This is a genomic window from Enterobacter sp. Sphag1F (assembly GCF_014193275.1).
Classification (GTDB): Bacteria; Pseudomonadota; Gammaproteobacteria; order Enterobacterales; family Enterobacteriaceae; genus Pantoea; species Pantoea symbiotica.
Genome location: NZ_JACHZD010000002.1, coordinates 681,463 through 700,473, shown reverse-complemented (window position 1 = coordinate 700,473; position 19,011 = coordinate 681,463). Strand labels below are relative to the sequence as shown.

Here is a 19,011-nt window from a genome sequence, read left to right as displayed (position 1 = left end):
CAGAAGGATAACTTCTATACTGTAAAGACACCCTCAATCAGGAGAATGTTATGAGCTCAGGAAAACAGAAAGTCGCTGTGGTCACCGGATCCAGTTCTGGCATTGGTCGCAGCTGTGCGGTGATGCTGGCCGAAGCGGGCTATACGCTTGGCATCACCTGGAGTTCGGATGAAGAGGGCGCCCAGGAAACCGCACGCATGGTGGAGAGCCGTGGACAGCAGGCGCAGGTGCGGCAGGTCGATCTCTCCGATCCGCAAGCTGGCGCGCAGCAACTGGCACAGCTGATCAACTCGCTGGGGCGCATCGATGTGCTGGTGAGCAACGCCGGCGTGATGACCAAAGCCGACTTTCTCGACGTCACCTTTGAGGATTGGCGCAAGGTGTTCAATGTGGATGTCGATGGCGCGTTTCTGTGTGGGCAGATTGCCGCGCGCCATATGGTGGATCAGGGCGACGGCGGACGCATCATCAACATCACCTCGGTGCATGAACACACGCCACTGCCGGATGCCACTGCTTATACCGCCGCCAAACATGCGCTTGGTGGCCTGACCAAGTCGATGGCGTTGAGTCTGTTGCCGCACCATATTCTGGTGAACGCGGTCGCGCCGGGCGCAATTGCCACCGCAATGAACGATATGAAAGATGATCAGCAAGGGCGACGTATGCCGGAAATCCCGATTGGGCGTCCCGGCGATACGCGTGAAGTGGCGAGTTTAGTGGCGTGGCTCTGCTCGGAGTGGGCAACCTATACCACCGGACAATCGTTTATTGTCGACGGTGGTTTTATGCTGGCCAATCCACAGTTTAAGGGTTACCACCAGTAATTAACCGGCGCGGCGGCGGTTCCAGTGGCGAATGATAAAGCGCAGGACGATGCCGAAAATCACCGCCGCCGCCAGCCACAATACCGGCTTGAGGTGCTGATCGATTTTGTGCAGCCACGGCGCGACGATCTGTCCGGCAAAGTAGCCCAGCGAAACAAAGATCAGCGACCACAGCGCCGCGCCAATCACATTCAAAATAAAGAAGCGCAGCGGCTTGAGATGGCTGGTGCCGATGATGATCGGCCCGACAATGCGAAAGCCATACATAAAGCGCACGCCAATCACGAACAGGCTGGGATGTTTGCGAATCAGCCGATTAGCTTTGCCGATAGTTTCCTGATGTTTACTGAAACGGCGCAAAATACGCGTGCCATAACGACGTCCCAGCCAGAACAGCAGCTGATCGCCAATAATGCCGCCCGCCATTGCCGCCAGCACCACGCCGCTGAAGTGCAATAAGCCTTCATGCGCCGCCACACCGCCCAACAGCGTGAACGTTTCCCCTTCGGCGATACAACCAATCAGCAGCGCCAGATAACCGTATTGGGTAATTAATCCATTGATATCGAGATGCAAATTATCCTCCCTGCAAAGTGTGAAATCGCTATTAGTGTATACCAGCGGCTTAATTTGTGTGGCGACCCGCAAAAACGGCGCTGACGATTATACTTGAGTTAACGCTGCCTCCGTTGATCAGGCCGTTAGCTGTAAGGGCAGCCCATCGCAGCAAAGGAGTAGATGTATGAATCATGTCTGGGGTTTACTGGCGCATCCAGGTCAGGAAATGCGCGATATTAAACAGGAAAATGAGAGCGTTTCGCACCATTACACCCATCATGTTCTGCTAATGGCGGCGATCCCGGTGATCTGCGCCTTTATCGGGACCACGCAACTGGGCTGGAATCTGGGCGAAGGGCAATTCGTACAACTCAATCTACTGACCGGTATCGGTCTCGGCATTCTGTTCTATCTGATTATTCTCGGCGGCGTGGCGGTGATGGGGCGGGTGATCCACTGGATGGCGCGAAACTATCCGCAGCGTCCTAGCCTGCAGCGCTGCACGGTGTTTGCCGGCTATGTGGCAACGCCGCTGTTCCTCAGCGGGCTGGTGGCGCTCTATCCGTTGGTATGGCTTTGCGTGCTGGCGGGTGCGGTGGCGCTGGTGTACACCGGTTATCTGCTTTACGTCGGCATCCCGGTGTTCCTGAGCATCGACCGTGAAGAGAGCCTGCGTTTCTCCGGTTCAACATTGGCGATCGGTGTGTTGGTGTTTGAAGTGCTGCTGGCGCTGACGGTGATTTTGTGGGGTTACGGGCCGCGGTTGTTCTGACGTTAGCCAGGTCGCCATAAATGGCGACCCTACAAAAAACACACTCAACTCGTAGGGTCGCCATTCATGGCGACCTTCCCCTAAAACGCACCCAACCCGTGAGGTCGTCTTTTATGGCGACCTTTTTAACGCCCAGAAACAATCTCGATAAGAAATTTCTCAGGTAAGTGCGTATGATACTGCTGCCAGCCCGCATCCCGTCTGGATTGTTGCGGGCGGCCTGTGTCTCAACACAGCGCAAAACTCCTTACCGGATTTTTTTGACACGATGTCTGCAAAAATGCGTATTTCCTTGCTGTCGCTGGCGCTGTTTGTCGCCGCGCCAGCCGCTGTAACGCCCGCGCTGGCTGCGCCGGCGGCACTCTCTAACCTGGCGCCGATTGCCCAACCGCAAATCGCCTCCGGCAGTGCCATGATTGTTGATCTGGAAAACGGCAAAGTGCTGTTTTCCAGCCATCCTAACCGCGTACGTCCAATCGCTTCACTCACCAAAGTGATGACGGCGATGGTGGTCCTGGATGCCAAGCTGCCGATGGATGAAATGCTGTCGGTGGATATTAGCCATACCGCTGAGATGCGCGGCGTGTTCTCCCGCGTCAAACTGAACAGCGAAATCAGCCGCCGCAATATGCTGCTGCTGGCGCTGATGTCCTCGGAAAACCGTGCTGCCGCCAGCCTGGCGCATCACTATCCAGGCGGTTACGATGCGTTTATCCGCGCCATGAACGCCAAAGCGCGTGCACTCGGCATGACGCACACGCGCTATGTGGAGCCAACCGGCCTGTCGATTCAGAACGTTTCCAGCGCGGAAGATTTGGTCAAGCTGGTGAAAGCCACGCGTCAGTACCCGCTGATTGGCGAACTGAGTACCACCAAAGAAGATACTGCGGTATTTAAACATCCGAACTACGCGTTGCCGTTCCGTAACACCAATCATCTGGTGTACAAAAACGACTGGCGTATTCAGCTGACCAAAACCGGTTACACCGACGAAGCCGGGCATTGCCTGGTGATGCGCACGGTGATCAACAACCGTCCGGTGGCGCTGGTGGTGCTGGATGCCTTTGGCAAATACACCCATTTCGCCGATGCTAATCGCCTGCGCGACTGGCTGGAAACCGGCAAAGCCGCACCGGTTCCGGCCGCGGCGCTGGCGTATAAAAAGCAGAAGTCCGGTTTGACTGCCAGCAACAACGAGGCGGAATAATCATTCGCAGGTAATCTGCAATCTGTCGTAGGGTCGCCATTAATGGCGACCTGATTTATCCCGGTTACCGACAAAATCTCTTATCGTTAGCGCCAAAGTTTTACACCTTCATTCCTATAGTTTCAGTGTCGGCAACGTCTTAAACTAGCCGCCATTCACGATCGCACTTGCGTTTATCGGCTGTTATTACGCTGGAATCTCACTCATATGTTCAAGTTCCGTCACCTGTTTACCCCATTTTTACTGCTGTTAGTGCTGCTAGCCCCCACGCTGAGCGTGGCCGCTGATACTCCGCCCAACGATCAGGCAGAAGACGCCGCGCCCAAGGTTAACGCCTCGGTCGAGCTGCCTAAGATGCAGAAAATTCTCGACAAAATTAAAGGCCAGGTCTCAGGCGATACCAATGAAAGCCAGCTCAACCAGCTCAACGAGATGGCGCTCGAGCTTTCCGGTAATGCCGAAACCCTCGGCCAGGCGCTGGTGCCACAGCGTCAGCAGCTGGATGCCCAGTTAGCGGTGCTCGGCCCGGCACCCAAAGCCGACAGCGGCGTGAAAGAGACGCCCGAAGTGACACGCAAACGTGCGGCGCTGGAGAGCCAGAAAGCCAAGCTGGATGATCAGATCAAACAAGCCGATGGCATCAAAAACGGTGCGCTGGTGCTGTCATCGCAGATCGTCAACCTGCGTCGTGACCAGCTGAAAAGCCAGCTGGCGTTGAACTCTGGCAGTATCCTCGGCCCGCGCTTTTGGGCACCCGTGATGAGCAGCCAGGATCTCGATGGCGAGAAGATCAGCGATTTTATCGCCGAATTGCAGGACACCGCCGCGCTGTCGTGGGAGTCAGGCTGGCGTTTTGGCACCATCGCCTGGCTGTTTGCGGCGATGCTGGTGATGACGCTGGGACGCCGCTACAGCGAAGAGTTCTTTGCCTGGGTCAGCATTCATAAAATGCCGGAAGGGCGCTTACGTCGTAGCTTCCTCGCCGCCACCACCGCGCTCACCACGCTGGCGGCGGTGGTGCTAACTTTCAACTTCATCGCGCTGGCCTTTACGCGCCGCGACGAAGTCTCTGGCGATGTGCAGGATTTTGTCGAGCGACTGGTGCAGCTCAGCGTCTATTGCGGCTTGATTGCCGGTTTAGGCCGCGCGTTTCTCTCAACCCGTCGCCCAAGCTGGCGTCTGCCGGCCATCTCCAACGAAGTGGCGCAGGCGCTAAAACCGTTCCCGCCATTCACTGCGGCGCTGGTGTTTGTTTTCCAGACGGTGGAAGCCTTCAACTACAGCGTCGGCACCAGCCTGAATACCACCATTTTTGCTAACGGCTTGACCGCGCTGCTGATCGGCAGCACCGGACTGGCGATCGGCATGCGCATCAACCGCGTACGCCGCCGCATGGTGCAGGAAGGCCATCAGCCTGAAGCGCGTTCAACGCTGGTGGGATTGGTGCAGCTGGCGCTGATGCTGACGGCACTGGGCATTCTGATATCGCTGATTATTGGTTACGTCACGCTGGCGCGCTTCCTCAGTTATGAGGTGATTTGGTGCGGCATCTTGTTTGGTTCGTTCTACTTCCTCAGCCATCTGGTGAATGACGGCTGCGAAAGCCTGTTCTCCACCAGCAATGCCACCGGCAAGCGCCTGCAAACCACGCTGAATATCGATGAGCGCTACCTGCAACAGGCGGCGACGCTGCTCAGCGCGCTGGGTAAAACCTTGCTGATTGCGATTCTGGCGCTGGCGCTGCTGAACGGCACTTTTGCCTCGTCAACGCCGATTGAGCTGATCCAGAAGGTGATTGAATTCTGGGGCGGTAAAGGGCTGGAGTCGCTGAACATTGTGCCAGCGCACATGGTTAATGCGATTCTTTGTCTGGTGGTGGGGATTTACGTGCTGCGTTCGGTGCGTCGCTGGCTGGATAAAGATTTCCTGCCAAAAACCACCATGGATGTCGGCATGCGCGTGTCGCTGGTGACGCTGTTCAGCAACATCGGTTACGTGCTGATTATCCTGCTGACGCTATCGATTATGGGCCTGCAGTGGAACAAGCTGGCGTGGATCGTCAGCGCCTTGTCGGTCGGTATCGGTTTTGGTTTACAGGAGATCGTGAAGAACTTTATCTCTGGCCTGATTCTGTTGACCGAGCGTCCGGTAAAAGTCGGCGATCTGGTAAGCATCAGCGGCATTGAAGGGGATATTCGTCGCATCAACGTGCGCGCCACCGAAATTCAGCTGGGCGACAAATCGACGGTGATTGTGCCGAACTCGCAGTTTATCTCGCAGAACGTGCGTAACGCCACCATGGGCAATGCGCAAGGCGTGGTCACCATCTTGCTGACCTTCCCGCTGGATATCGATCCGGTGCGCGTGCGTGAAATTCTGCTGGAAGTGTATCAGGAGAACGAACGCATTCTGGAGACGCCAGAGCCGTCAGTGTCGTTCAAAGATTTGACGCCGGCGGGCATCGTGTTAAGTGTCACCGGCAACGTGGCGGGTCAGCGCCAGATTTCCGGCGCCAAGAGTGATTTGCTGTTCGATATTCTGACGCGTCTGCGCAAAGAGGGCATTATGCTGTCAACGCCGCAAACCATGATTATCGAGCGCCGCGCTTTGGCCGCAGCACAAGATCAGCAAAGCGATCCGTTGCCATAAATCCGTAGGGTGGCCATTCATGGCCACCTTAACAACAACCGCACTGGATCAAACCTTCACCGCCCAACCTTTCTGTTTACTGGTTTTGCCAATCCCCGGATTAAAACTGTTGGTAGGATCGAGCTGCTGATAAAACGCCTGCAGCTGCGGTTTTGCCTGATACAGATGGCCGACGTTATGTTCGGCCGGATATTCGGCACCGCGCGCGGCTAATATCGCCAGCATCTTCTCTTTCAGCGCATGCGCATCCACGCCTTTTTTCACGATGTAATCCTGATGGAACACGTGGCAGAAGAAGTGGCCGTAATAGAGACGATGGCTTAAATCGTTATCGAACTCGGCCGGCAGGCGCTCAAACCACTCCTCATCATTACGACGCAGCGCGATATCCAGCGCCAGAATGTCCTCCACTTCATCGGCATGCACCGCGTGATAACGCACCGCAGCACCAGCGGCAGCAAAGCGATGCAGGAACGCGTGCGCGCCCTCTTTGGCGTCGCAGGCGAAAAACGCGCCACCGCCTTCGCGGAAATATTCGGTCAGATAAGCCTGCGCTTCGGCCACGCCGTCGCCAGACATCTTCAGCATCAGGTGATGCTCATATTTATCGCGATACAGTTTAAGGCGTTTGGGCAGATGCGCCGGAAGCCAGCCGCTGACGCGCTGTAATAAACGATCGGTGAGATGCGGTTTCACCCAGCTCAGCTTGCTAAGCCAGGCATCCACGCGGCCTTTAAGGGTGAAAAACAGCGGCATTTTGTCGGTGCCGAGTTTATCGATCATCACGAAAGTATCTTTGCCGTACACCTCGGCGATGTCGAAAATGTCGCGGTGCATATATTCGCCCGCCACCGGCAGATGGGTAAACTCCGCCAGAATATGGCGACGAATATCGCCTAGCTCCGCCGGATTGTTGGTGCCGATATAGAACACCTGCTGCTGCGGTTCGGTGGGGAAGGTATCCAGACGCACGGCAAACACCGCCAGCTTCCCGGCGCAGCCAGAAGCTTCAAACAGGCGGCGCTCATCGGCGTTGAAGCGCGCTGGCGTCTGCGCATTAATATCGCGCACGCGCTCGGCGTATTCGTGATCCGAGGCGTGACGTTCATCCCAGCGCACATCACTCTGCTGCCAGCGATCGTCATCCAGCCGACCCAACATCTCTTCCGGCGAATGGCCGAGATCGATGCCGAGATGGTTTACCAGCTTGAGTTTGCCGCTGGCATCAATCTGTGCAAACAGCGCCATTTCGCTGTAGGCCGGACCGCGTTTGATCAGCGATCCGCCTGAGTTATTGCAAATTCCGCCCATCACCGAGGCGCCAATGCAGGAGGAACCGATCACCGAATGCGGCTCGCGTCCGAGCGGCTTCAGCGCTTTTTCCAACTGATACAGCGTGCTGCCGGGGAAGGCGAGGATCTGTTTGCCGCTGTCGATCAGCTGCAATTTATCCAGACGCAAGGTGCTGATGATCACCACCGGACGATCGTAATCGTTGCCGTTTGGCGTGGAACCTTCGGTCAGGCCGGTGTTGGCGGCCTGCATTAAAATGATCGCATCGGCGCTCACCAGCGCCTGCAACGCCCGCCATAGCTCAAGCAGCGAACCGGGAAAAATCACCGCCAGCGCTTCGCCTTCGCCGGAGCGAAAACCTTTGCGGTAGCGCGCGGTTTGCTCCGCGTCGGTTAACAGGTTCGACGATCCGACCAGACGACGCAGTTCGGCGAGCAGAGTAGGGTGCGAAGTGTTGTTATTCATTGGCCTATCCTTGTCTTTAACATGGCGCATTTACTGTAGCACGCGTCAGCGACAGGGTCGCGGTGTGACATGGCGGCTACCTGCTATCCTCATCTTGTGGCAAACTGCCCCGGTTATTTCGATATTGCGCAGTCACTTAAGAGAACCCGACCTGATGAAATGGATTTACTCTGTTAGCCTCGCTGTCTCCTTAGCCATTCAGCCCGCTTTCGCGGACGACTTGTTTGGCCCACATCCGATGACTGAACAGGCGCGCGACGCCTTTGTGAATCAGCTGCTCAGCAAAATGACCCTCGATGAAAAAATCGGGCAGATGCGTTTGATCAGCGTAGGACCGGATACGCCAAAATCGGCGGTTCGCGACATGATTCAGCATGGTCAGGTCGGGGCAATTTTTAACACCGTGACGCGTCAGGATATTCGCGCCATGCAGGATCAGGTGATGCAGCTCAGCCGCCTGAAAATTCCGCTGTTCTTCGCCTATGACGTAGTGCACGGTCAGCGCACCATCTTCCCGATTCCACTCGGCCTGGCGGCGAGCTGGGATCTGGATGCCATCGCCGAGGTGGGACGCGTCTCTGCTTATGAAGCCGCAGATGACGGCCTGAATATGACGTGGGCACCGATGGTTGATGTGTCACGCGAACCTCGTTGGGGACGCGGCTCGGAAGGCTTCGGTGAAGACACCTTCCTCAGCGCACAAATGGGCAGCAGCATGGTAAAAGCCATGCAGGGCAAAAGCGCGGCGGATCGCTTCTCGATAATGACCAGCGTGAAGCACTTCGCGGCCTACGGCGCAGTGGAAGGTGGACGTGATTACAACACCGTCGACATGAGCCCGCAGCGTCTGTTCCAGGATTATCTGCCGCCGTATAAAGCATCATTGGATGCCGGCAGCGGTGGCGTAATGGTGGCGCTCAACTCGCTGAATGGCACGCCAGCCACGGCGGACAGTTGGCTGCTGAAAGATATCCTGCGCGGCGACTGGAAGTTCAAAGGCATCACCATTAGCGATCACGGTGCGATTAAAGAACTGATTAAACACGGTGTAGCCAGCGATCCGCAGGATGCGGTGCGCATTGCGATGAAATCAGGCATCGACATGAGCATGAGCGACGAATACTACAGCAAATACCTGCCGGGCCTGGTGAAGAGCGGCGCGGTGAGCATGGCGGAAGTGGATGATGCCGCGCGCCACGTGCTGAACGTCAAATATGACATGGGCCTGTTTAACGATCCTTACAGCCATTTAGGACCGAAGGAGAGCGATCCGCAGGACACCAATGCCGAAAGCCGTTTGCACCGCGCCGAAGCGCGTGATGTGGCGCGCAAAAGCATTGTGTTGCTGAAAAACTGGCGTGAAACCTTGCCGCTGAAAAAAGACGCCACCATTGCGTTGGTGGGACCGTTAGCGGATAGCCAGCGCGACATCATGGGCAGCTGGTCGGCGGCTGGCGTAGCGAAACAATCGATCCCGCTGCTGCAAGGCATGCGCAATGCGATGGCGGGTAAAGGCACGGTGCTGTACGCCAAAGGCGCGAACATCAGCGACAACAAAGGCATTCAGGACTTCCTCAATCTGTATGAGCAAGCGGTAAGCGTGGATAAGCGTTCGCCGCAGGAGCTGATTGATGAAGCGGTAGCACAGGCGAAAAAAGCTGATGTGGTGGTGGCCGCAGTCGGTGAAGCGCAAGGCATGGCGCATGAAGCCTCCAGCCGCAGCGATCTCGTTATTCCACCTAGCCAACAGAAGTTGCTGGCGGCGCTGAAAGCCACCGGTAAACCGCTGGTGATCGTGCTGATGAACGGCCGTCCGCTGACGGTGGTCAATGAAGATAAGCAAGCCGATGCGATGCTGGAAACCTGGTTCAGCGGCACCGAAGGCGGCAACGCCATCGCTGATGTGCTGTTTGGCGATTACAACCCGTCAGGCAAATTGCCGGTCTCCTTCCCGCGTTCCGTGGGCCAGATTCCGATTTACTACAACCATTTGCCAACCGGTCGTCCGTACAACTTCGCCAAGCCGAACAAGTACACTTCGCATTACTACGATGCGGTGAATGGTCCGCTTTATCCGTTTGGTTACGGTCTGAGCTACACCACCTTCAGCGTATCACCGGTGAAGATGTCTTCGCGCACCATGCCGCGTAACGGTTCGGTGGAGGCGTCAGTGACCGTCACCAACAGCGGTAAACGCGATGGTGCGACCGTGGTGCAGCTCTATCTTAACGATCCGGTGGCCAGCATCAGCCGTCCGGTGCAGGAGCTGCGCGGCTTCCAGCGCATCATGCTGAAAGCCGGTGAATCACAGACCGTGAAGTTTAAGATCGACGTTGATGCGCTGAAATTCTGGAACCAGAAGATGCAGCACATCGCCGAGCCAGGCAAAATCAATGTAATGATTGGACTGGATTCGGTGCGCACTCAGGATGCGCAGTTTGATTATCTGTAAGTAAGCTTGTTGCGCTCTTTGGTTCGGTCAGCATGAACGCTGACCCTACATGTTATGCTTCACTGATTTGTAGGGTCGGCATTTATGCCGACCTGGCCAACGAGCGCACAAACCCATGAACATCCGCGAACGCATCCAACAGCAAGTCTTCCGCCTCAACGGCCTGTCACTCAACGAATTCGACATCTCGCAACCGCCTGGCGATCCCGGCTTATTTGGCCCGGACCACGTTATCTGGCGCGTCCACGGCGACTTCACCTCCATGCTGTGCGGCGGCATCAGCGCGTTGATGCTGCAAATGCTGCATCCGGCGGCGCTGGCGGGCGTGTGGGATCACTCCAATTTCCGTCAGGACATGATGGGCCGCCTGCGCCGCACCAGCCAGTTTATTGCCGTCACCACCTTCGGTAACACCGCCGATGCCAATATCTTGATCGACCGCGTCAAACGTATTCACCTGCGCGTGACCGGTGTTGATAACGCGGGCAAGCCTTATGCCGCCAGCGATCCGCATCTGCTCACCTGGGTGCACGTCGCGGAAACCAGCCGTTTTCTGGCGGCGCATGTGCGCTATAAAAATCCGCAGCTCAGCCTCGCCGATCAGGATCGCTATTATCAGGAAGCGGCATTAGTTGCCGAAGCGCTAGGTGCGCAGCGGGTGCCGAAAAGCGTGGAGGCGGTTGAGGCATATCTTCAGATGATGCGGCCTGAGTTGATCTGCGATGCGCGCACGCTGGAGGTGATGCAGTTATTGATCAACGCGCCCGCGCCCAGCTGGCAGGCAAAACCGGCAATGCGCGTGATGCTGAAAGCGGGGATGGGATTGCTGCCGGACTGGGCGCAACAGCAGATCCAGCAGCCGGTTGCGCCGCTGACGCAGTGGCGGGTGGATCGGGAAATGGCGGTGATCGCCGCACTGCTGCGCTGGTCGATTCAGCGCGGCGCTTATACGCGTGCGATGCAGCGCATGGGCCGCTAAAGGTTACAGATGCAGCTCATCCTGCTTATTCGTGTAAGTGCGCGGTGTGCGCGCTTGACGTTTTAACGCCAGCTGACGTTGCTGATAATGATGCAGCAACATGCCGAGCCCGAGGCCAATCAGCGCCAGCGGCAACAAGCTGTAATAGATATCAATCGGTAATAACACCAGCAATGCCACGCCGCCTAGCAATAAGGTCAGCGACGACATCACCCACGTATAGCGGATAAACAGCCACACCAACATCACGAAAATAACCACATCCCGCAGGTTCAGATCGAGGTTTTGTAGCACCATGATGGCAGCTCCAAAGAGGCGAATGTGCAAACAATATCACGCGAAATTGTAAAAGAATCGCAAATTAATCTGAAGCTTGTCAGCCAGTTAAGCGGCGATTCATAAGCCGCTCTCATCTATTTCCCACCGCACTTTGAGAGTTTTACCCTTGTGTCACATGGCACGAGTGCCGATCCTGCTCTATTCTCGGGGAAAATGGATTCCTCCAGGTAATATCGAGGCGTTATGACCCACCAACCTCTGATTGCTGAGGTGCCGAATCAGCAACACACACTAACCGCAATCGTCGAGCAGGATGCGCGCACGGCCTATTTTTATATCTGGCCGAATGACCTGTTTCGCAGCCAATACGCGGTGCGCGGCTGCTGGCTGCGTAACCTGCTGCCTGCACCCGCGCAGGAAGATCGTGAAGCGATGGAGCAGGGCATCGCGCCGCTGCTGAGTGCCGAGTATTGCCGCACGCTGGAAGCCGAGCCGATGCTCGATCCGGCGGGATTACAGGTGCTGTGGGAGCCCAGCGATGACGGCGCAGCGCTGTGGTATTACGGCCAGCTGCTGGCGGTGATCCCCGGCTGGAGCCTGTATCAGGATAAGCAGGTGAGTTTTTCTGCTGCCTGCATCAAAGAGAATCGCCTGACCGCGCCGCTTGGGTCGGCCTCCACCAACGATTACTACGCGCGCGCAGAGCAACAGCGCCACTTCTGGCGCGACTGGCACGACGGCCATTTGTGGGATGTGGTGCAGCGCGAGCTGATGCAGTGTTATCAGGCGCAGTTTGGCGAGTCGGTAAAATATTACTCCATCGATCAGGGCAACTGGCCACCGATGGCGATTTCGCAGCACTTGCACAATGGCGTCTGGTATTTTCTCACTCTCGGCATGGGAATTCGCCCGATGCCGCAGGTGGATCATCTGTTTGACGAGCTGGCCCCGCAGTATCGCCGCGTCGAGCTGGCGATGGCGGTAGACGGCGAAGTGATGACCGAAGCCAACGCGGTGCAGATGGCGAGCGCACTGGCTGAGTTTGCCCATCTGCCGTGGGCGCGCCTGACCTGGATTGGCGAAGGGCATACGCTGGCGTCGGAAGTCGCCCCTGTGGGCTTTGAAAGTTTCCTGCTGGCGAATGATCTTGCCCCGGAAGCGGCGCAGTTCCGCCTGCCGAAACGCGATGGCGATCGCGTGAATCTGCTGTGGTGCACGCCAATTACCGAGGCCGAACGCCAGTTCGCCCAGGCGGACGATCGCGGTGGGCAGCAGCTGCTGCAACGTTTGCTGGCGGACGGCAATAATCATGTGTTTCGGCCACGGCAGGAAGTGGTGGAAACCCCCGCACCGTAAATCAGGTCGGCATCAATGCCGACCCTACGATTTTAAATTATCACCCAAATCAACTATTTCACTGCTTTGTGATCTCGCTCACCTCAAGTTCCCCATTAACACGCCGTTAACCTCGATCAGGCAACTCGCCAACCAGGGTAAGGGCACACATAATGTTCAAAACAACACAATCCCGTTTCACCGCGACACTTGTCGCCTTTTTTGCCGGTCTGATGCTGGTTACCGTGCTGGTAATCAACCAGTTCATCGCGCCGCAACTCTCACACAACGAAAGTCGTCTGGTGCGTTACGAAGTGGACGGCCTGGCCGGTCGCATTGTCGAGCAGATGAACCGCGTACAGGCGCAGCAGCGCGCCATTACCGAAGCCGCAGGCGTGATGGACAGCGCAGCCATCGATACCTTGCTGCCCGCCTTAGTTAACCAATATCAGGACAGTAATGTGTTCGGCGGCGGCATCTGGCCGTTACCAAACCGTCGCGATCCGGCCAAAGAGAAAAACAGCTCATTCTTTGCGCGCAACGCCAGCAACCAGCTGCAGGTCAACACCTACTGGAACTCGGATGCCGCCGACAAATACTGGGAGCAATCCTGGTATAAAGATGGTTTAGCCGCGCCTAAAGGCCAGTGCGCCTGGGCGAAAGCCTATCAGGATGCCGCCAGCCCGCAGCCGCGCACCAACTGCGCAATGGCGATCTATCGCGATGGCACCGCGTGGGGCGTGGCGACCATTGACGTGACGCTCGGCTTCTTCAACCAGCTGGCAAAACAGATGGGTGAGGCGATTCAGGGCCGCGTACTGATCGTTGAAGCTGACGGCAAAGTGGTGGGTAACGCCGCGCTGGTGGATGGCGCGCCGAAGCTGGAAAACCTCGCGGATACTCAGCTGCCGATGGCGTCCGCGCTGAAAGGTCTGTTGGCGCAGGCGGGCAGTCAGCCCGCGCAAACCACCTTTGAAGGTGAGGATGGCGAACACACGCTGTTCGTGCAGGCGATTGCCGGCAGCCCGTGGTATCTCGCCAGTGATGTGCCGTCGAGCTTGCTGGATGCACAAACCCACAGCATGTTGACGCGTCTTGGTCTGGTGCAGATTCCGCTGGCGGTGATCCTGCTGCTGGTGCTGCTTGGCTTCGTGCGCGCCATGATGAAACGTCTCGCCGTGCTGAACAGCAACATTGAAGCCTTATCGACCGGCGGTGCCGATTTGACACAGCGTCTGCCTGCCAGCAACAGCCCGGAATTCAACGCCGTGGCGCAGAGCTTCAACCAGTTCATCGCCTATCTGCAAGGCCTGATGCGTCAGGTGGGCGACAGCGCGCTGGCGATTACGGCGGCTTCGCGTGAAATCGCCAGCGGCAACGCCGATCTCTCGGCGCGTACCGAATCGCAAGCCAGTTCGATTGTTGAAACGGCGGCGTCAATGGAAGAGCTGACCGGCACGGTGCGTCAGAACGCCGACAACGCCACGCACGCAAACCAGCTGGCGGACGGCGCATCGCAGGTTGCCGCACGCGGCACCGAAGTGGTGCGTCAGGTGGTCACCACCATGGGCGCGATCAATCACTCATCGCGCAAAGTGGTCGATATCATCAGCGTCATCGACAGCATCGCCTTCCAGACCAACATCCTGGCGCTGAACGCCGCGGTCGAAGCGGCGCGCGCCGGTGAACAGGGTCGCGGTTTTGCCGTGGTGGCATCGGAAGTGCGCAACCTGGCACAGCGCTCGGCTAACTCAGCGCGTGAAATCAAGAAGCTGATTGAGGAGTCGGTGGCGAATATCGATACCGGCAGCCAGCTGGTGGAGCAGGCCGGGCAAACCATGGATGAGCTGATGCAGGGCGTCAGCAGTGTGACCACGCTGATGAGCGAAATCATGTCGGCCAGCCGTGAGCAGAGCATGGGCATCGATCAGGTGAATGTGGCGATTACTCAGTTGGATGGCAGTACCCAGCAGAACGCCGCGCTGGTCGAGCAGGTTTCCGCCGCCGCGCAGTCGATGCAGCAGCAGAGCGTGCAGCTGGAGCAGGTGGTGCAGAGCTTTAAATTGTAAGTTTTGTGGAAGCGGTCGCCATAAATGGCGACCCTACACCAATCCCACGTAAGGCCGTCATTTATGGCGTAATGCATGTCAGATAAGCAGTGCGCTGAAATCGCAGGGATTCCGCCCGCTAAGCATCTGGCAGTTTCAGCATGCCAAAAGCAGGCGGCCGGGCTAAGGTCCGAAGGCGCGGACCTTAGCAATCCGCGCCTTGCGCCGTCCTCGCTGTTCCCTCGCTTATCCCTCCGTCCTACGGACCACGCGGATTCGCCTTCCTGGCTCATACCGCGTTTTCGCCGACGTCCTGTCGGCTCATCCTGGCCGTCACTCTGCGCTCGGCGCTGCGGATGGCGCTCAACACCGCCGCCTGTGATAACCGTGCCCGAATTAGTTTTTTCGTAGGGTGCGCATTCATGCGCACCAGGTTGCCATGAATGGCAACCCTACGGGATTTATAGCGATTTTGAGTTAAGAATACACACGACTGCTGCAGCGCGGGTGTTGAGGCGACATCCTAAACCGCTGAGGGAATGAGGGATTCCAGGGCGAGCCGCATGGATGCGGCGAGAGGTGGCGCTGAGCAGGAGCGAATCGACACCGGTCCGTCAGGAATCGTGAATGAGTGAAGGCACCGCGAAGCGGCGGGTTGGGCTGGCGCAGGGCCCGGGAGTGCAGAGGGCGCGGCCAGGCGTCCTCTGCTCGGTCGCCGCACGGAGGTGCTGCAACTGCCTCAGCACGAGGCGAACGAAAGTCGCTCTGAGCTTAACTGATCGGCATTACGCCATTTATGGCGACCTTCTTACACACCGCACACATCTCCTCCATTAATGCCGTTCCCCGCCTTTTTATGCTGAATTGCCCGCCGGCTGCTACGCTTTAATGTGCCCACTTTAACGCACGGAATGTGCGCTATTTCCTCCATCAACCCTTTGGAGGTTGTGTACAATAGCTGCGAATTTTCCGAAGGAGTTGTCATGCCCGCCATTGAAGTTATTCTCGTTGACCACCTCGATCGTCCTATCGGCAAAATGGAAAAGCTGGAAGTGCATGAAAAAGGATTGCTGCATCGCGCGGTGACGGTTTACGTGTTCAATTCGCGCCATGAAGTGCTGCTGCAGCGCCGTGCCAGCAGTAAATATCACTGTGGTGGCTTGTGGAGTAATACCTGCTGCAGTCATCCCTATCCGCAGGAATCAACGCGCGACGCCGCCGAGCGCCGTTTGCGTGAAGAGATGGGCATGAATGTGGCGTTAACGCCGGTGTTTGAGCTGAGCTACAACCTGCCGCTGAGCAACGGGTTAACCGAGCATGAATATGGCCACGTGTTCTTCGCCATCAGCGACGAGCAGCCGGTATTGAATCCCGAAGAAGCCGATGCGTGGTGTTATCGTTCGATTGCGCAGATTCAGCAGGAGATGCAGGAGAATCCGGCGCAGTTCACGCCGTGGTTTTTGCACACCTTCCCGCGCATTCCCCATACGCTTGGTGAGTTTCGCCTGACGGCGTAATAAGTAGGGTCGCCATTTATGGCGACCTCTGTTAATCCATCACTCAAAATCTTCTGCATCCACGTCGTAACCCGACGGCTCCCAGCGAATCGCCAGCAGCGCCAGTAAGCCAATCAGCGGTGCAAGGAAGATCACCCAGAACACGCCGGTACCAAACGCCGCCACCAAGAGTGGGAAGGTAAACAGCGACACGGTTGAGCTGCCGCGCATCAGCGTCTGGTTGAAGCCGACGCCGACACCGCGCAGAGAAGCCGGATAGCTCAGCGAGGCAAACGTCATGGTGTGTGAGCCGGGACCAAAGCCCTGACCAAACAGGAACAGCGCCAGCATGGCAATCGCCACCGCTGCCTGTTCGCCGCCTTCCGGACGACCAATCAACGCCAATCCCAGCAGCGCCACGCACTGACAGGCGTAACCGGCCACCGACATCTTCCAAGCGCCAAGACGCGGCACCAGTCGCACCGCCAGTAAGCCGCCGACAAAGGCAAACAGCAGATTCAGCGCCAGCGACACCAGAATGGTGGTCAGCATCGATTGCGCAAAGAAGCTGGAGATAATCACCGGCAAACCAAACGCCACCGCGTTATAGGCAAACGACGAGGCAATCGAAGTGACGGTAGCCAGAATCGTACGACGGCGATAAACGCCCTGCAGCAGCGCGCCGTAGTTGCGCCAGCTTGCTTTGCGTACCGCTTTTTGCGGCGTCAGATCGGCGTCATCCGCCACCTGCGCGTTGATGTTGTAGGAGTTGCGCAGAATCTCCGCCGCGCCCTTCAGGTTGCCCTGATTGGCTGCCCAAATCGGTGATTCACTCATGTAGCGGCTGCGAATGGCGATGATCAGCAGCGCAGGTACCGCACCAAATCCCAGAATCAAACGCCACAGCCAATCGGTGTGGCTTTCGGGCAATACCGCATACAGCAGCAGGACCAGCAGATAGGAAATACTGATCGCTGCGTACCACGTCGGACACCACATCGCCACGCTGGCGGCCTTGTTACCTTGCCCGCGCAGCTTCGAAAACTCAGCGAGAAACGCCATTGCCACCGGCAAATCAATCCCCACACCAAGGCCCATCACAAAGCGCGCACCGGCCAGCACATACTCGTTTGGCGCAAACGCACAGGCTAACGCCGCCACCACGAAGAAGAACATATCGGCCATAAACACACGATAGCGGCCGATTTTGTCGGTGAGGTAGCCGCCAATCAGCGCCCCGACAATCGCACCAAAGGTAATCGCCGATGCCACCATGCCGGTGCCCGCTGGCGTAAGCTGGAACTCACGCGTCACGTCTTTGATGCCAAAGGCTAATGCGCCGAGATCGTAGGCGTCGAGGAACACGCCGCCCAGCGCAATGGCGATGACGATGCGCGCGTTGCTGCGCGATTCGTCGCTGTTATTCACTAGCCCGGAGACATCGGCCGCGCTGCGGATCCATTTGGTCTCGCCGGTTGGTGTATTCCCTGCCTGCGCGACGTGCGCCGGAGAAGCTAAGTCGGTCATGATGTTTTGTAATTTATTGTAATGAGTGGGACTGTGAGCATAAGCCGCCACCGAAGCATCGAAAATTCCATTTAATTATATGTGCTGCGTTTTGGTTATAACCGTTGCGATATTGATAGCAAAAAAAGCACGAAGTAAGCCGCTTGACCGCGCCCATCCCGATTCGCCAGGCTACGCTTGATAGTCACACAATGAAAACAAATGAGGGAAGCGAGATGATAAAGCAGGGTTTATTGGGAATGATTGCATTGGCAATGAGCGTGGGTGCAGCGCAGGCGGCGGATCCGGTCAAAGTCGGTTCCAAGATTGATACCGAAGGCTCGCTACTCGGCAACATCATCCTGCAGGTGCTGGACAAACACGGGGTAAAAACCATCAATAAAATCCAGCTCGGTACTACGCAAGTGGTGCGCGGCGCGATTACCGCCGGCGAGCTGGATATCTACCCGGAATACACCGGCAACGGCGCATTCTTCTTCAATGATGAGAAAGACCCTGCGTGGAAAAACGCCCAGCAGGGCTACGAGAAAGTGAAAAAACTCGACGCCGAGAAAAATCATCTGGTGTGGCTGACGCCCGCGCCAGCCAACAATACCTGGACCATTGCGGTGCGCGGCGACGTAGCGCAGAAGAACAACCTCAATTCGCTGGACGATCTCAGCGCCTACCTGAAAAAAGGCGGCACCTTCAAGCTGGCCGCCTCGGCGGAATTTATCGAACGCAGCGATGCCTTACCGGCGTTTGAAAAAGCCTACAACTTCAAGCTGGAGCAGGCACAGCTGCTGTCGCTGGCCGGTGGTGACACCGCCGTGACCATTAAAGCGGCAGCGCAGCAAACCTCTGGCGTGAACGCGGCGATGGCGTACGGCACCGACGGTCCGGTGGCGGCGCTTGGCCTGCAAACGCTGAGCGATCCGAAAGGCGTGCAGCCGATTTATGCGCCTGCGCCGGTAATCCGCGAAAGCGTGCTCAAGCAATATCCGGACATCGGCAACTGGCTGCAGCCGGTCTTCAGCAAGCTGGATGAGAAAACCCTGCAGCAGCTAAATGCGCAGATCGCGGTGGATGGTCAGGATGCCAGCCAGGTCGCGAAACAGTGGTTACAGACCAATAAGTTGCTGTAA

14 protein-coding genes are annotated in these 19,011 nt (G+C 57.2%); 10 read left to right on the top strand and 4 right to left on the bottom strand.

The features are described 5' to 3' along the window. Window positions 1-50 precede the first annotated feature (50 nt). A complete protein-coding gene (locus FHW71_RS08735) occupies window positions 51-827 on the top strand; it encodes an SDR family oxidoreductase (RefSeq protein ID WP_008102660.1) in 777 nt (258 codons plus the stop codon). Here the strand turns inward: FHW71_RS08735 and FHW71_RS08730 are convergent, their stop codons facing one another. Then, window positions 828-1,403 carry a DedA family protein gene (locus FHW71_RS08730; RefSeq protein WP_008102658.1) on the bottom strand — a complete coding sequence of 192 codons (576 nt, stop codon included), beginning with the start codon at window positions 1,401-1,403 and terminating at the stop codon, window positions 828-830. Between the two features lie 166 nt (window positions 1,404-1,569). Here FHW71_RS08730 and FHW71_RS08725 point away from each other — a divergent pair, with 166 nt between their 5' ends. From FHW71_RS08725 to FHW71_RS08715, 3 genes are all read left to right on the top strand, one after another. Continuing rightward, window positions 1,570-2,157, top strand: coding sequence for a Yip1 family protein (locus FHW71_RS08725; protein ID WP_008102656.1), 588 nt, complete (start codon window positions 1,570-1,572; stop codon window positions 2,155-2,157). A 268-nt stretch (window positions 2,158-2,425) separates the two neighbouring features. Further along, window positions 2,426-3,364 carry a D-alanyl-D-alanine endopeptidase gene (pbpG, locus tag FHW71_RS08720; protein WP_179451504.1) on the top strand — a complete coding sequence of 313 codons (939 nt, stop codon included), beginning with the start codon at window positions 2,426-2,428 and terminating at the stop codon, window positions 3,362-3,364. A 207-nt stretch (window positions 3,365-3,571) separates the two neighbouring features. Continuing rightward, entirely contained in the window at window positions 3,572-6,013 is a 2,442-nt protein-coding gene (locus tag FHW71_RS08715) for a DUF3772 domain-containing protein (RefSeq protein WP_179451502.1), read from the top strand. Between the two features lie 48 nt (window positions 6,014-6,061). Here FHW71_RS08715 and dld read toward each other — a convergent pair whose 3' ends face one another. Continuing rightward, window positions 6,062-7,771: a D-lactate dehydrogenase gene (gene dld, locus FHW71_RS08710; RefSeq protein ID WP_179451500.1), complete on the bottom strand. Its 1,710-nt coding sequence runs from the start codon at window positions 7,769-7,771 to the stop codon at window positions 6,062-6,064. Window positions 7,772-7,925: 154 nt separating this feature from the next. Between dld and bglX the strand changes: the two genes are divergently transcribed. Both bglX and FHW71_RS08700 read left to right on the top strand, forming a co-directional pair. Further along, entirely contained in the window at window positions 7,926-10,223 is a 2,298-nt protein-coding gene (gene bglX / locus FHW71_RS08705; protein WP_061717301.1) for a beta-glucosidase BglX, read from the top strand. Window positions 10,224-10,338: 115 nt separating this feature from the next. Further along, window positions 10,339-11,202, top strand: a complete 864-nt coding sequence (locus FHW71_RS08700) for an oxygenase MpaB family protein (RefSeq protein WP_179451498.1) — start codon at window positions 10,339-10,341, stop codon at window positions 11,200-11,202. A 3-nt stretch (window positions 11,203-11,205) separates the two neighbouring features. On the opposite strand, the gene FHW71_RS08695 is transcribed toward FHW71_RS08700, so the two are convergent. Then, window positions 11,206-11,499 (bottom strand): hypothetical protein, encoded by a 294-nt coding sequence (locus FHW71_RS08695; RefSeq protein ID WP_061717297.1) that lies wholly within the window; start codon window positions 11,497-11,499, stop codon window positions 11,206-11,208. A gap of 225 nt (window positions 11,500-11,724) precedes the next feature. Here FHW71_RS08695 and FHW71_RS08690 point away from each other — a divergent pair, with 225 nt between their 5' ends. The 3 genes from FHW71_RS08690 (at window position 11,725) to idi (ending at window position 16,381) form a co-directional block, all read left to right on the top strand. Continuing rightward, the gene (locus tag FHW71_RS08690) at window positions 11,725-12,837 is read left to right on the top strand and encodes a suppressor of fused domain protein (RefSeq protein ID WP_061717295.1); all 1,113 of its coding nucleotides are present in this window, start codon (window positions 11,725-11,727) and stop codon (window positions 12,835-12,837) included. Window positions 12,838-12,989: 152 nt separating this feature from the next. Further along, window positions 12,990-14,885, top strand: a complete 1,896-nt coding sequence (locus tag FHW71_RS08685) for a methyl-accepting chemotaxis protein (protein WP_061717293.1) — start codon at window positions 12,990-12,992, stop codon at window positions 14,883-14,885. Between the two features lie 962 nt (window positions 14,886-15,847). Continuing rightward, on the top strand, window positions 15,848-16,381 hold the full coding sequence (idi, locus tag FHW71_RS08680) for an isopentenyl-diphosphate Delta-isomerase (RefSeq protein ID WP_061717291.1): 534 nt from the start codon (window positions 15,848-15,850) through the stop codon (window positions 16,379-16,381). 39 nt (window positions 16,382-16,420) lie between these two features. Here idi and FHW71_RS08675 read toward each other — a convergent pair whose 3' ends face one another. Then, window positions 16,421-17,887 carry an MFS transporter gene (locus FHW71_RS08675; protein WP_179451496.1) on the bottom strand — a complete coding sequence of 489 codons (1,467 nt, stop codon included), beginning with the start codon at window positions 17,885-17,887 and terminating at the stop codon, window positions 16,421-16,423. 215 nt (window positions 17,888-18,102) lie between these two features. Here FHW71_RS08675 and FHW71_RS08670 point away from each other — a divergent pair, with 215 nt between their 5' ends. Next, entirely contained in the window at window positions 18,103-19,011 is a 909-nt protein-coding gene (locus FHW71_RS08670) for an ABC transporter substrate-binding protein (RefSeq protein WP_179451494.1), read from the top strand.